This is a genomic window from uncultured Shimia sp., assembly GCF_947493595.1.
GTDB lineage: Bacteria > Pseudomonadota > Alphaproteobacteria > Rhodobacterales > Rhodobacteraceae > Shimia.
In genome coordinates this window covers 478042-492496 of the sequence record NZ_CANLRL010000003.1, presented here as the reverse complement: position 1 = coordinate 492496, position 14455 = coordinate 478042, and the positions used below count along the sequence as shown (strand labels likewise).

Here is a 14455-nt window from a genome sequence, read left to right as displayed (position 1 = left end):
TGGAGGGATGATTGACGCGCTGCCCACGAATATCAAGGTAAAACCTGCCTGTTTATTAGGCATAAACCGCTTGACGTAGGTGGAAAAACGCAAATGGGCGCCAAATACGGCGCCCCGACTGAATATTTGTTCAGTTGGTAAAAATTAACGCCGCACCTCTTCCATAAATCGTTCGCGGATCACAATGGGGTTGGTCTTGATCACCGGCACCTTGACGTTACCGCTTTCACACTTGCTGACAATGATGGTCGTTTGATCAGACGCAATCGCCGCCTTCACCGCCTCAGCCGTGTCTTCAGCCGACACAGTCTGCACAGTCTCCGCGCCGCATGCCTTGGCGACCGCGGCCAGATCGGTTTTCATACCCGCATAGGTCGGCTGATCGCCGGTGGAGCCATAAGATCCGTTGTCGATGATTAGCAGCGTGAAGTTGCCTTGCGGGTTGTTGCCAATGGTCGCCAGCGTGCCAAGATTGGTCAGCACAGAACCATCCCCGTCAATTGCGATGACCGGCTTGTCCTGCGCCGCAGCTAAGCCAAGCCCAATGGACGAGGACAGCCCCATGGTGCCCAGCATGTAGAAATTGGACGCACGGTCGTCCAACGCATGCAGTTCTTGGCTTGGCGCCCCAATGTTGCAGACCACCAGATGCTCACTGATCACCGGAATAAGCGTTTTGAACACATCGTTACGGATCATGCTGAAGCCCTCCAGAAAGAGGCATCACACAGGATGGCCACCGGTTTGGACGCCATCTGCGCATATTCCAGAATGCCCGGCAGCTCCGCGGCGTCCTCCGGCTTGTGAAAGTGATAGGTCGGGATGTGCAGCTGGTTCAAAATCGCTTTGGTGTGTAACGCCATTTCGACCTGACAGGCCACCGGCTCGCCCACTTCTCCGCGATAGGAAATCAACATCGGCAGCGGAATCTGGTAGAACTGAATGAGCGTCGCCAGCGTATTCACCACCACACCCAGCGCGGTGTTCTGCATCACAATGGCCGGCTTCATCCCACCCATAAAGGCCCCGGCACAAAGCCCCATGCCTTCGTCTTCTTTGTTGGACGGCATGTGCATGATCTCCGACGTGCCCTCCAACACCTCAATCACGCCAGCCAACTGCTTGCACGGCACCGAGGTGATGTAATCAATCCCCGCCGCCTTCAGATCCTCAACGATCTGATGATCCATTGTTGTCGCCATCTGTCCTCCCATCCCTCGCTCGACGCACTCTCTTGAGCGCAGCACCTTTCGCCACTTTGGCCATACACTTGTGCGTCAGTACAGCCAGAATGCGCTAACGGATGGGGCCAGTTTAAATAGAAAAGGCCCAAGCGATCCACACCGCTCAGGCCCAACAGTCTCAGTTGTGTTTGTAGCTCTGGCCTATAGGCCCGCCAGACAGGTGTATTTGGTGATCATGTAATCTTCCAATCCCTGGCTGCCGCCCTCTTTGCCCATGCCACTTTCTTTCACACCGCCAAACGGTGCTTCCACGGTGGTGATCAGACCGGAATTGATACCAACCATGCCATACTCGAGGTTTTCGTTCATACGGAACGCCCGCGCGAGGTCTTTGGTGTAGGCATAGGCCGCGAGGCCATAGTCCGTGGCATTGGCTGCTGCCACGGCATCCTCTTCATCCTCAAACCTATAGACGGCCGCCAGCGGGCCAAAGATTTCATCGGTAGAGAACGACATCTCGGACGTCGCGCCAGTAATCACGGTTGGCTCAAAGAAGGTCTGGCCCAGCGCGTGACGATTGCCGCCCAGCTCCACGGTGCCGCCCTTGGCTTTGGCATCCGCCACCATGCCCTCAACTTTTTTGACCGCGTTCTCATCAATCAGCGGACCTTGCACCACGCCCTCTTCAGAGCCGTCGCCCACTTTCATCGCCGCCACGGCCTCTTTCAACTTGGCAACAAAGGCATCGTGAATACCGGCCTGCACATAAAAGCGGTTGGTACAAACACAGGTCTGCCCCATGTTGCGGAATTTCGCGATCATCGCGCCTTCCACAGCCGCATCCAGATCGGCGTCGTCAAACACAATAAACGGCGCGTTGCCGCCCAGCTCCATGGAAACCTTTTTCACCTGATCCGCCGACTGACGGATCAACAGCTTGCCCACGTTGGTGGAGCCGGTGAAGGTCACCTTGCGCACATCGTGGTTTTCCATGATCGCCCCGCCAATCGCAGGCGCGTCCCCGGTCACGATATTCACCACCCCATCCGGGAAGCCCACATCCTGACACAGTTTGCCCCAGACCAGCCCGCTATACGGCGTCTGTGGCGCAGGTTTTGCCACAATGGTACAGCCCGCCGCCAGTGCAGGTGCAATTTTGCGCGCCAGCATCGAGCTAGGGAAGTTCCACGGTGTAACCATGCCCACAACCCCCACCGGATGATGCGTCACCATCAGACGCTTGTCATTGGTCGGGGACGGGATGATCTCGCCTTTGGAGCGGCGAATTTCCTCTGCAAACCAGCGCACATACGCCGCGCCAATACCAATCTCGCCACGCGCCTCAAACAGTGGCTTGCCCTGCTCCGCCGTCAGCAGTTGCGCCAGTTCTTCCTGATTGTCCATCAACGCATCATGCAGCTTGTGCAGCAGGCTCACGCGCTCCATCAGGTTGGTCTTGGACCAGGTCTTAAACGCCGCACTTGCCGCCGCAATCGCGCGCTGCGTCTCGGCGCCACCCGCCTCTGGCACTGTGCCCAGCACCGCGCCTGTGGCCGGGTTGGTGATTTCTGTTGTCGCGCCATCATCGGCCCCGACCCACTGGCCGCCAATCAAGTTGGATTCCAGCAGCAATCCATTAAAGTTGCTCATGTCTGACCTCTCGAAAAGACAAATTGTGTGTGTTGATGATAACTCTCGCCCGGCCGCAAAACGGCCTGCGGGAAATTTTTGTGATGATGCGCGTCCGGCCAGGCCTGCGGCTCCAGCGCAATGCCAGCGCTTGTGCCCATAGGCTGCCCGGCGAGCCCTACAACCGCTGTATTGATCCCGGCCCCATCATAGACTTGCAAACCCGGTTCCGTGGTCAAACACGTCATCTGCACGCCAGAGATCCTGCTTTGCAGGGTTGCCACGGGCCGCAGGGATTGCCGCGCGTCAGATAAGCAGAAGTTGTGATCCAAAGGCGCCGCCTGCCCCACCGGTGCAGCCTCACAAAAATCAAACCGTGTTCCCGCCACCGATGCCACTTCCCCAGTCGGGATCAGAGTATCATCCACCGGCGTGTAGTTCTCGGCCGCGATCTGCAGCATATGCTCAGAAACAGTCTCAGCATCATCCAGCGCAAAATAGCTATGATGCGCCAGGCTACAAATGGTGGTCTTATCCGTTTCAGCCCGCATCTGAATGTCCAGAGCACCGCCATCCAGAAGCGCAAATGTCACCGCGCACGTCAGTCTACCGGGAAACCCCATATGCCCGGCCGGCAGCACGGCCTTAAGCGTCACATGATCTTCGGCGGCTGTGTCAATCTCCCACAGATGACCACCCAGCCCTTCAGCCCCGCCATGCAACGTGTGCCGTCCACCGTCATTGGTATCGAGCTGATAGCTCCGCCCGTCCAACTCCAGATGCCCGTCACGTATACGGTTGGCAAACCGACCAACCGTGGCCCCGAAGTACGGCGATTGCGTCAGGTAGGGCGCAAACTCTGGAAACCCCAACACCAAAGGCGCGTCATGTCCGTCCAGGTGCAAGTCCTGCAACACCGCGCCAAAGGTCAGCACATGTGCATTCAACCCGCCGCCCGTAAGCGTCACGCGATGCACCGCACGGCCATCCGGCATATGTCCCCAGATCTCTGTCACCAAAGCGCCCTGCCCCATCAGAATGCTGCATCTCTCACACCATCGGTAGCAATGGCGTAGTGCCAAAAACCATCAATGCTGACGCCAGATGCAATCACGTGGCGTGGCGTCCTGCAAGGGTTTCCCCTGAAATATGATCAAATTTTTTACATAACCGGACCAACCGCCGTCCTCACAGCAGAAACCGGGAGCTTAGTCTGTCTTTGAGGTTAAACCCACATCCGCGACATAGCCCAGATGATCAGAGGCTTCCGCATGTACGCCTTCAATCACCTGTACATTGGAGACAACAAAGTCGCCCTTAGACAAAAAGACATAGTCAATCCGACGGTGCTTCTTTGTCCCGGCAATCACCGGATACGTCCCGCGCTCCAGCACATACTCCGCGCCCGCTTGCGCCACCAATGCGCTGTCCTCATAGGCAGCGGAAACAACCCCGTGCCGCTTGTCATTGGGCTTGAAGTTAAAATCCCCCATCAGCAGCACCGGCGTATCGGTGCCTGCAAACGGCGCCATCATACGCTGCAGCTGAATGCCAGTGTTGTCTTCGCGATCTCGGTGGATTGAAGTTGCAAACAGCGCGCGGCCGCCAACCTCAATCTGAGCCACTGGCATGGCCTTGCCATTGCCTTTGCCCCGGCTGGTCACCACACGTTTTGTCTCTGACATGGGGCATTTGCTCAGCACGGCATTGCCCCACCATGGCATCGGGCTGGGATGAAAGGCAAACGCGCTCTCCATGCCCAAAGCGCGCGCAATCCGACTGGTCTGTCCCCAGCCCAGGACCTCCTGCAACGCCACCACATCCGGATCAGCCTCCGCAATCGCCGCCACAATCGGGCCAACGTCATGGTCTCCCAACAATTCATGCAGCGGGTTGGCGCCCGGGTTCTTGGTGCCAAGCGCCGTACGGATGTTAAACGTCATCACCCGCAGATTGCCCTGTGCGTCGCCACAGCTGTGCTCCGCTTTTACCGCAGCGCCACCAAAAGCACCCCAAAACCCAAAGGCCGCAATCAGCAGCCCCACAACAGCACCCCAGCGGATCATCAACAAAACTTTCTATAGTCTTTCAGCAACTCATTCACGTCGTCGTAATGATACAGCTTGCTGCCATAGGCGAACACGCCGCAATCACAGTAATCTTTGATGGTCTTTTCAGAGTGAGAAATCATCACCACCCGCGCATCTTTGATTTTGTCTTTAAGGGCTTTTTCGCTCTTTTTCTTAAAGCGCCGGTCGCCAACGGCCGTGATTTCATCAATCAGGTAGCACTCAAAACTGATCGCCAAAGAGAGACCAAAAGCCAATCTGGCCTTCATCCCGCTCGAATAGGTCTGAATCGGCAAGTTCAACGATTTTCCGAGCTCGGCAAACTCCTGCACCTGCTCCAGAATTGTCTCCGTGTGACACCCATAAACCCGAGACACGAACCGCACGTTTTCCACACCGGTCATCATCCCGTTAAAGCCGCGCGCAAAACCCATCGGCCAGCTCACCTTTTCGGTCCGCCGCACCCGGCCGGAGGTCGGCAATTCGATCCCGGCAATCATGCGCATCATGGTCGACTTGCCAGCTCCATTGTGCCCCATGAGCGCCACGTTCTTGCGGTCTGCAAAGCGGTAGGATGCATCATCCAGAATGACTTTCCGGACGTTTTTCACGGTGTAGATCTTTGTCAGATTTTCAAAAGCGATCATGCTCAGACCCTCTGCTTGCGGGTGATACGTTCGGCAAACAACGCAACAATCACCAGCGTCGCGCCCAGCCCCAAAGGATAGGTAATATCGAGCACATCACTGCGATAGTTTGAGTAAAATCCCTCCCGCGTCCATTCCACAATGTGCAGAATCGGGTTCCACTTTAGCACCGCAACCGCTTCTGGCGGCATGGTGGACGGGATGTAAAACACGCCAGACAGGAAGAACAACGGGCGGGCGAAAATCTTCTCGATATGCTGCCATGCCTGGTTTTTCTGGTACAGGATCGCGTTGATCGACCCGATGCCAAAACCGAACAGACACGTGGTCAAGAACGCAAACACCAGCTTTTCAGGGTTGGCCGGAAATTGCCCCAGCCCCACAACAATCAGCCCGCCGTAAAAAACCACATTGATGACAATGAAGGTACAGGCGATCAGAGATAGCCGCGCAAACAGCGTGTCAGGCTCCTTAATCATGGGATAGGACAACAGCGATTTGTTGGATGTAAACGCCCGCATCAACGACACTGAAAGCTTGTTATAAAGCTCCAGCGTCAAAACCGCAGTGGCAAAAAACAACGCCAGAGACGGCCCAAACGGGGATTGCCGGCCGATCAGGTAAAACAGCGTCATCAGAAAGGACACTGAGAAAATCGGTTGGAACACAGCCCAAAAATACCCCGAATGAGAGGTACCAAAGGTCATGCGTGTTTCCCGCAGTGTCAACGCTGCGATGACCCGAATTTGCAGCCAAATGGCATAAAACATCAGCCAGACCTCAGCGCATGTGATCCCGGATCGTATAGGCGATCAGCGTGGAAATCGCCCAAAGGGCAAAGGCTGCAATCACCACCAGGAAAAAATCGCGCACACGCACAGGGTATGCCGGCTCGTTGGGCACAAAGGGGCGGGCAAAAACGCCAAGATAGCGTTGTTGCCGGTCCGCATCTATGCGTGCGGTCTCCAGCGATACCATGGCGGATGCATAACTCTGTTGCGCAAAGTTCTGCTCGATCAAAAGGCCCTCATAAGCGGCCAATGCTTCCGCTGTGTTTTCAAGACTGTCCGGCCCGCCAGCATGCCCGATCAAAGCCCGACGTTGGCGAATTTGTTCTTCCAGCGCAGAGGCCTGACGATTGAGTTGCATCAACATGGGCGAGTCGGCGTCTACAGAGCCCGACAAAGCATTGATCCGCGCCTGAATGTCGACAAGTTTGGTTTCCAGCGACGCCATCAGCTCCGCATCCAGCTGCGCGTTGACCATCGGGTCCACGGCACCACGTTCGGCGCGGAAATCCACCAATTGCAGCCGCACATTGCGTACACGTTCTTCCGCACGCTCAACTTCTCTCGCCGCAAATTGCACCGAGTCGCGACGTGCCGTTTCTGACAGTTCATTGACCAACCGGTCCGCAGCCGCCAAGGCCCGCTGCGCCAGTCGTTCTGCCATCACGGCATCAAAGGCCTGAACCTCAAAGGTCACAATGCCAGTGGTGCTGTCGTAGGTCGTATTGATCCGCCACTGCCAATAGTCCACCAACTCTTCAAACGTGCCCTCGGGATTGAAACGCGCAATGGGATCAATGAATTCTTGTGAATAGTGTCCACGCAGATCGAGGTCTGCATCCAACTGGCGCAGCAGATCTGCGCTCTCCAGGAAATTGCGCACAACATAGCTGTCAGAGGTGGTGCTGCCACTTGGGGAAAGTCCGGTAAACGACGTCACAAAGTCCGGCGCGCCACCGCCCTCCAGGCCGCGGATTACAAAATTGGCCCCAGCCGCATAACGGTCAGAAGCGATTGCGCCAAAGTAGGCCCCGCCGAGCGCAACAGGGGTCACAAACAAAAACAGGAATGACAGGATCAATCCCCACCGTTTGTTCTTCAACGGCGAAGACTTCGGCGGTGCCTGCATCACACCGCTTGGACCGTCTGCCTCTTCGACCGCCTTTAACGCTTTGACTTCTGCCATGACTTACCTTTCAAGCGCCTTTTGGCACCGGCTTTTTATCTTTCACATCATACCACTGTTGAGTGGCAAGGTGCACGCGCAACGGTTATGTCACGCCTTGTTTGAGATAATGTGAGAAACGGCCCTATCAAGTTAACCAAACATTCGAGACAATCTACCGCTTGAAGGGCCGGGTGTCGCTCACACTGATTTTGTCTGAGACCAGAACGGATCCCGGCGCACATACTCAATAATCCAGCGACGTGCGGAACTGGCCGACATCCCCTCCAACTCTGGATTTTGCCAACCAAACACCATTTTTCGGTGGGCTGCATCTGTGTCGTCGGCGCCATTGAGGTAATCCATCACCGCTGTTTCCGGATCCTGGTGTGACATGATCGACTTGTGGTCATAGATTGTTTCAAGCCCTCTTGGCACATCACTTTCCCGCGCCAACACCATATGGCGGATACGCTGTTTAAGGAAGATGGCCTCCATGCCGGAAATATCACACAGCGCCAGCGCCACCGCCACCGGCGAACTGTCGTCCTCCTCAATGGTGGTGAGACGGCTCAACTGTGTGTGACAGCCAAAACGCAGTTGCAAACTAGCGTGGCGCAAAGCCACCGAAACTTGTAATCCAGAGCGGCGCAGCAGGCGGATGCCAGAAATGAATTCCCGAACCATCGCCGGGCGCAACATGCCCAAATAAGGATGTGGCTTGACCACAACGCGGTGCAGGTCCAACGCCCGCGCCGCTTTCAGGACGGCCATAAACCCACGCAGGCCGGAGACCGAACTGTAATTGTCCATTTCGCTGCCGTAGCCTTCCCAGGTCGGCGAGTAAAAAATCACGGGCGCGGTGTCTGTGATCCGCGCCGGTTTGATCCAGGGCATGGATTGCACAAACGTGTCGCCCATCATCACCAGACGGCCCTGATCCACATCAGCCGCGGTAAAAATTCCCGCATCGAGATAACGATCCCGCGCCAGCGGACCGGCGATGGATACATAGTCATACATGCGTGACGCCGGTCGTACCGACGCGCCCTTATTGCTCTCCCCATGAAGCGTAAGAACGTGTCGGAACGACCGGTTGGCCACTGTTTGCAAGTTGGATTGCGAGTTGAACGGGTAAAACAGGACCCCACCCGGACGCAGTGGGAATCGTGCTCCATTTGCCCCTTTGACTGGCCGCACATCCAGATCGGATGGCAGACGGCTGAACAGCCGTTGCATCCGGATCAGAGCGCGATGGCGCAGCAAAAGCGGCGTGTCGGACTTACCGTAAGCACCGCTTTCAAAAAAGGGACGGATCTGGTTGACAGCAGAAAGCACCGGGCTGTCCAGATAGACAGCCTGATCCGGCACAGCCGCCACATCCCGCAGCGCGACGCGCGCACTGTGATCCTGAGGCGCAGCCTCGGTGCGATCATCAAGTTGATCGCCGGTAGGCTCTTTTCTCGTCACCAAACTACTCGTGTCCCGCACTTCCAACATCGGTTTAGGTGCGCACCACCAGGTTTTCGCTCAACAGCATTTTGCCGGTTGGCGAAGACATCATGGCGATCACATCCGCAACCTGCTCCGGTTGCATGATTGTTGTCGGATCTTCATCAGGCGCAAGGGTTTTACGCAAATCGGTAGCACAGCGGCCGGGCGACAGGCAGACAACGTCCACACCATAGGGCGCCAGCTCGTCGCGCATCACTTCAGACATGTTGATCACAGCCGCTTTGGATGTCGAATACGACAGCCAACCGGAACGACCGTTGATGCCTGCGGTGGACGCGATGTTGATGATCTTCTCCAGAGGGTGGTTGCGCAGCAGCGCTTCCTGCACAAAGCGGAACGGTGCATAGACATTCACCCGCATGGTCAGCTCAAAGTCAGCCATGTTGGTTTCGTTGATCGATGCAGGCTTGGTGAAGCCAGCGTTGTTGACGATATAGTTCACCGCCACGTTTTCCGCGTCCAGACGGTCAAACACGTCTTTGACCGCTTCAGGGTCAGACAGATCCGCTTCGACCTGAAAAATCTGGCGGTTGCCGGAAATGGCACGCACTTCGGCCACCGCGCTGTCAAACGCATCAGATTTCCGCGCCACCATGACGATGCAGTTCACATCATCCATACCGCGCGCGAAACGGCGGGCCGTCGCAAGGCCGATGCCTTTGGAGGCACCGCTAATTAAAACAGTTTTAGTCATGGGGAGTCACTTTTCCTTTGCTATGGAAATCCTTCATCATGCCTTCTGCGATAATGAAATCTTCAGGGGTTGTTACTTTCCGGTTGCGGCTGGAACCCTCCAGAGAGAGAACCGGCTGCTTGGTCATTTTGACCACCATCACCGAATCTTCATTGTAGTTCTTGCCCTTCTTTCGGGCCTTCTCATGCGCGGCAAGCAGTGTCGCCCGCGCAAATTTCTGTGGCAGCTGAATGTCGAAAACTTTTTCCCGCGACACGCCACGCTTGATCATCCGGGTCTCGGTGTCGATGCGGCACATCGAGAAAGAAATCGCAAAACAGTAGCCGGCGTTTTCCGCGTCGTTCTCAATGAGATCGGCCAGCATATCTACGCTGATGAAGGGGCGGGCCGCCTCATGCAGGACAACCACGTCTTTCTCTGCCGCAGCCACCAAAGCCTCACAGCTTTCCTGACGCGTCGCGCCAGCGGGAACAATCTTGTAAGGCAAGCCCGCGCAATAGGCTTCCATGATTTCACGGGTCCGTTCCTCAAACCCTTCCGGCGCATTCACCACAATCTCGGCAACATTGGGCGTGCGCACCGCAGCGATGATCGAGTGCGCAATCATCGGGTGGCCCGCCAGCTTATAAAACTGCTTTGGCTCGTGGTGGTTTGAACGCGACCCGATACCACCGGACAACAACAGGAAAGACACCTGCGGTTCGGGATGGGGGCGGGTTAGTCTATGTAAACTCATTCGATCAGCTCGCTATCGCTAGTGTTGCCGCGACAATGGCAACAAATTTGGCAAGATCGGTGGACGGTGCGTTTGCGACAAACAGCACGTCCTTATCTCGCATGTTAAACGCTTGGGTCATGAAGATCGCCTCCGGGGAGTTCAGATCGACCCAATAGATTGTCGGAATGCCATCAGTGAACGCACGGTCTGGCAGCGTCACACCCGTGCTCTGAACCCGTGCCTGGTTTTCAAACCGGAACAGAAACACGCCGCTGTCATCGGCGGTTTTGTCATCCAGACCACCCACCTTGCTGATCGCTTCCGCCAACGTGACCGCTTCGGTCCCGAACGGGTATTGCGACGGTTTTGACACCGCACCAAATGCCGAGAACGTCCGAGGTTTGTGCAACAACTGCACTGTGTCACGCGGTTGCAACCACACATTGGCGCTGGCTGTAGAGATCACCTCGTCCAAACGCGCACGGGCTACGGAACTGCCGCGCACAAGGCTCACTTCCATATCATGGGTCGGCTTTGTCGCGCCGCTGGCCATGGCCACAGCATCCAAAAGACGCAGGCCGCTGGCAGGAATGTCAAAGCGTCCCGGGGAGCGCGCATCGCCCACCACCGTCACGCTTTGCGCGCCGCCTTTTTCCAGAATGACCGAAACCTCTGGATCGACCGCCTTGCCACGCAAACCATCCGCAACATGCGTACGCACCTGATCCACCGTCAGCCCCGCCACCGGTAAGTTGCCAACATAGGGGATATTGATGTTGCCATCATTGCTCACGATCACCGGGATCGCAGACGACTTCTGCTCGACAGTGGAGAACAACCCTTCTGGAGAGCTTTCCCATATCCGCACCGTCAGCCGGTCACCCACGCGAATTTTTGTCCCAGCGCTGGACGTGCTGCGTGAGCTGAGGCTTCCTGCAAATCCCGCCTTCATCGGCGCGCCGATCTTGCCGATCACGGCCGGCGTGACTGGCACAAGCGCAAAGTTACGGGTGACGTTTTCGTTGTTCGCCACCTCGTCTGTCATGGTGATCATCGCCTTGCTGGTGCCTTGGCCCGGCAAGGTAGAACAGCCTGCAATAGCCAAAACAGCAACGGCCGCGACAATCGCCCGACCCCACCGCATTTTTTCTAGCTTCGCCTTCAAAACCATTCTGGTCTTCAACTTCCTGTTATTCGCACCAAAGCTTCCGCTCTTAATACAGATGGAGTTTCCCCGAATACAGGGGCATTCCACCGTTTCCCGAGACACGCTCTGCAACAATGCCAAGGACAGCACCCGTTCTGGGCGCTCTTGAGGGAACTATATTTACGAAAGTGGTTACCGATCTTCTAACGCCGTCACGCCAATTTCAATTGCGGACGCCCTATGAAACCTTGGGCCAGTTAAAAAACTGAACTTTGCTGCCGAGCTCCTGCTGAGCGCAAACGAGAGTAAACATGATGACGATTAGCCCAAAAATTAATTTTCACGCCCCCAGGCGTTGCGCAAGTAAAAGCCTAAAAACAAAGGGAAAGTCAATAAAATAAAAGCAAAGCCATTGGCTTTACCCCCCAAATACGCCTCCCTTTTGGCCGCGTATTTGCTCGCATTTTTGTCGATGAATCTCGCTCCCCAGGCGGATACAGTCACCCCAAAATGCCTTCCGGACAACAAAACGCTTCAGCAAATCGTGCCAGGACAAAACCTGGCTAAGCTCTCGTATTTCCTTCTAATTATTTGTCATTTTCGACGCCGACACATGTGGTATGGCAAACCGGCAACTTTCCGCCGCCATCCTCACGCACATGTTTCAAAGTCGTAAAAAAAGCGACAATTCCCGAGTTCGAAGCTGAGATAGAGGCAATCTTGCCATAATTTTTCATCGCCAGCCCGGCAAAAAGCCCCGCAACCGAACCGGTTACGGGGCTTGTGCATCGCGAAAATTGGTATTGTTTTTCGATCAAATCGCCGCGCTAAACAACTTTTCCCAACTTATAGGCATCAATCGCGAGATCACGACACAACAGGCAGGCAAGCTCGTCCACGTCACTGCGCCCCAGAATGCCACGCCCCCGCTGGGCGGCCAGATGCAGACTGACCCCACGTCGCCACATGTCGTGCCGCGCCGGGATCGACATCAACGCCTGCGTGTCATCATTGAACCCCGCCAGATTCCAATAGCCCGCAGTCTCCACCACCTGATCCAGGTAGCGCGCAATGCCATTGGCACTGTCATGGAACCACCACGGAGGCCCCAGCCGCAGGGCTGGCCAATGGCCAGCCATTGGCGCCAGCTCACGCGCATAGGCGCTCTCATCCAAGGTAAACAGCAAGATGTTCATGTCCCGCTCATTCCCTACGCGATTGAGCAGCGCATCCATGCCTTCAACCCAATCCACGCGCACCGGCATATCCGCTCCCATATGCGCGCCAAACTTGTCGTATAGTGCCTTGTTGGTGTTGCGTTTGCTGCCCGCATGGATTTGCATTACCAACCCATCCTCGGCCGACATCTGTGCCATCTCGGTCAACATATGCCCGTAGAACACCTGGGCCTCTTTGGGCGTCAGCTTGCCGCTGCGCGCCTTGGCATACAACGCCGCCGCCCGCTTTTCGGTGAGGTGACAGGTCATCAACTCCGCCACCGCATGATCGGTCGCCGTGGCCCCATAAGCCATAAAATAGGCGCGCCGATCGCGCAGCGCTTCCAGATAGCCGGTAAAGCTCTCTGTATCTTCTCCGGTCACCTCAGCCAGCTTCACAATGTCCTTTTTGAAGTTCGGATGCTTCGGATCCAAAATACTATCCGGACGGAAGGTCGGGATGATCTTGCCACTCAACTTCTGTTTTCGCGCCGCCTTGTGGTGAGCAAGGTCGGACAAAGCATTGGCGGTTGTCGCGAGCACCTCGATATTGAACTCATTCAACAACGCCTGAGGCCGCAACCGCGCCGCTTTTAGTTCGGCGTCAATCTTGTCATAAAATACATCCGCGTTTTCACTGTTCAACGTGGCGGTAATACCAAAGGTCCGCGCCATGGTGGTGGCGAACCAGGCATCACTCGGCGTGCCACGGAACTTGTGCCAATGACTGGCAAAGATGCGGAAGATCGCCCGCGCATCGCGTTTTTCCGGCGGCACCCCCATGCCAAGATCCTCCAAAGGCACGCCCTGGCTATAAAGCAGTCGGAAAATATAATGATCCGGAATGATCAACAGCTCCGCCGGATCGTTAAACGGCTTGTTCTCGGCAAACCAACTTGGATCGCAATGGCCATGTGGCGAGATAATCGGCATATCCCGCACACCGTCATAAATATCCTGCGCCGCATCCGGCAGAGTCAGGATCGGAGTGGTGTGCCCGGTCAGGGAAGTCAGTGGCTGGCTCATAGGTCAAACGTCTCTCTGTGCTGGCAGAACCCCCTCAACAGGCGCTCCACGCGGACCACACAAGGCACGTCACGCGCCTCAGGCAGATCCACAAGTCATTCCTCGCCAATGGCACACAGAGAGATTGATGTTCCGCTAACGCACGCGCCTGGCGCTTCATCACTTTTCCGCCTTGCTGCGGCCAACGGGTCAAAATCCCCAAACCACAACACACCCATTCCGTGCGCATGACATCCGTCGAAAAGCCGCACCCCCCTCACATCTTTGGCAAACCCATGAAAACACGCACTCTTCAAAAGCACAGGTCGCCACCCCGCAACCACAGGTTGCTAATCCGCAAAAATCCAGCGCAGAAACCCAAAACTGCTACGTCCACCATACTCCTGAAAACAAAGATAAAATGCCGCCTAAATTCCCAGCGCCAACAGCAGCGAAAGCCTTCAAGCCGCCATGCAGCCACCCTAAACTGGACCTGCCGCGCACCCGATTGTCGGCGGGCCGGGCCTATGCTTTCGTGAAGCTGACCTGGCGGCAACAATAATGCATCACTTGAGGACAAGCATTTGCAATTGCGTGAAATTTCTCCTTGCCGGAACCGCCTCTAGGTTGCACCCTCACCCCACATCGATGGCCGCGCTCTGCGCGAGCTGACAAAG

Annotated in this window: 14 protein-coding genes; all 14 read right to left on the bottom strand. The window is 56.1% G+C overall.

Annotation, left to right across the window (positions count from 1 at the left end):
* Window positions 1-144: 144 nt before the first annotated feature.
* Window positions 145-699, bottom strand: coding sequence for a sulfopyruvate decarboxylase subunit beta (gene comE / locus Q0955_RS11295; RefSeq protein WP_299424315.1), 555 nt, complete (start codon window positions 697-699; stop codon window positions 145-147).
* The gene (comD, locus tag Q0955_RS11290; protein ID WP_299424313.1) at window positions 696-1202 is read right to left on the bottom strand and encodes a sulfopyruvate decarboxylase subunit alpha; all 507 of its coding nucleotides are present in this window, start codon (window positions 1200-1202) and stop codon (window positions 696-698) included. The genes comE and comD overlap by 4 nt, the downstream gene beginning before the upstream one ends.
* A 183-nt stretch (window positions 1203-1385) precedes the next feature.
* Window positions 1386-2834 (bottom strand): NAD-dependent succinate-semialdehyde dehydrogenase, encoded by a 1449-nt coding sequence (locus tag Q0955_RS11285; RefSeq protein WP_299424312.1) that lies wholly within the window; start codon window positions 2832-2834, stop codon window positions 1386-1388.
* Entirely contained in the window at window positions 2831-3829 is a 999-nt protein-coding gene (locus Q0955_RS11280; protein WP_299424310.1) for an aldose epimerase family protein, read from the bottom strand. The genes Q0955_RS11285 and Q0955_RS11280 overlap by 4 nt, the downstream gene beginning before the upstream one ends.
* A gap of 192 nt (window positions 3830-4021) precedes the next feature.
* Window positions 4022-4879, bottom strand: a complete 858-nt coding sequence (locus tag Q0955_RS11275; protein ID WP_299424309.1) for an endonuclease/exonuclease/phosphatase family protein — start codon at window positions 4877-4879, stop codon at window positions 4022-4024.
* Window positions 4879-5529, bottom strand: a complete 651-nt coding sequence (locus Q0955_RS11270) for an ABC transporter ATP-binding protein (protein WP_299424307.1) — start codon at window positions 5527-5529, stop codon at window positions 4879-4881. Before Q0955_RS11270 ends, Q0955_RS11275 begins: the two co-directional genes overlap by 1 nt.
* 2 nt (window positions 5530-5531) lie before the next feature.
* The gene (locus Q0955_RS11265) at window positions 5532-6299 is read right to left on the bottom strand and encodes an ABC transporter permease (protein WP_299424305.1); all 768 of its coding nucleotides are present in this window, start codon (window positions 6297-6299) and stop codon (window positions 5532-5534) included.
* A gap of 10 nt (window positions 6300-6309) precedes the next feature.
* Window positions 6310-7503, bottom strand: a complete 1194-nt coding sequence (locus Q0955_RS11260) for a hypothetical protein (protein WP_299424304.1) — start codon at window positions 7501-7503, stop codon at window positions 6310-6312.
* Window positions 7504-7683: 180 nt separating this feature from the next.
* A complete protein-coding gene (locus tag Q0955_RS11255) occupies window positions 7684-8952 on the bottom strand; it encodes a hypothetical protein (protein WP_299424302.1) in 1269 nt (422 codons plus the stop codon).
* A 34-nt stretch (window positions 8953-8986) separates the two neighbouring features.
* Window positions 8987-9691 (bottom strand): SDR family oxidoreductase, encoded by a 705-nt coding sequence (locus tag Q0955_RS11250; RefSeq protein WP_299424301.1) that lies wholly within the window; start codon window positions 9689-9691, stop codon window positions 8987-8989.
* The gene (locus Q0955_RS11245; RefSeq protein ID WP_299424299.1) at window positions 9684-10427 is read right to left on the bottom strand and encodes a 2-C-methyl-D-erythritol 4-phosphate cytidylyltransferase; all 744 of its coding nucleotides are present in this window, start codon (window positions 10425-10427) and stop codon (window positions 9684-9686) included. The genes Q0955_RS11250 and Q0955_RS11245 overlap by 8 nt, the downstream gene beginning before the upstream one ends.
* 4 nt (window positions 10428-10431) lie before the next feature.
* On the bottom strand, window positions 10432-11553 hold the full coding sequence (locus tag Q0955_RS11240) for a polysaccharide biosynthesis/export family protein (RefSeq protein ID WP_299424297.1): 1122 nt from the start codon (window positions 11551-11553) through the stop codon (window positions 10432-10434).
* Between the two features lie 590 nt (window positions 11554-12143).
* Window positions 12144-12374: a hypothetical protein gene (locus Q0955_RS11235; protein WP_299424296.1), complete on the bottom strand. Its 231-nt coding sequence runs from the start codon at window positions 12372-12374 to the stop codon at window positions 12144-12146.
* A gap of 9 nt (window positions 12375-12383) precedes the next feature.
* Window positions 12384-13799, bottom strand: a complete 1416-nt coding sequence (gene uxaC / locus Q0955_RS11230; protein WP_299424294.1) for a glucuronate isomerase — start codon at window positions 13797-13799, stop codon at window positions 12384-12386.
* Window positions 13800-14455 lie beyond the last annotated feature (656 nt).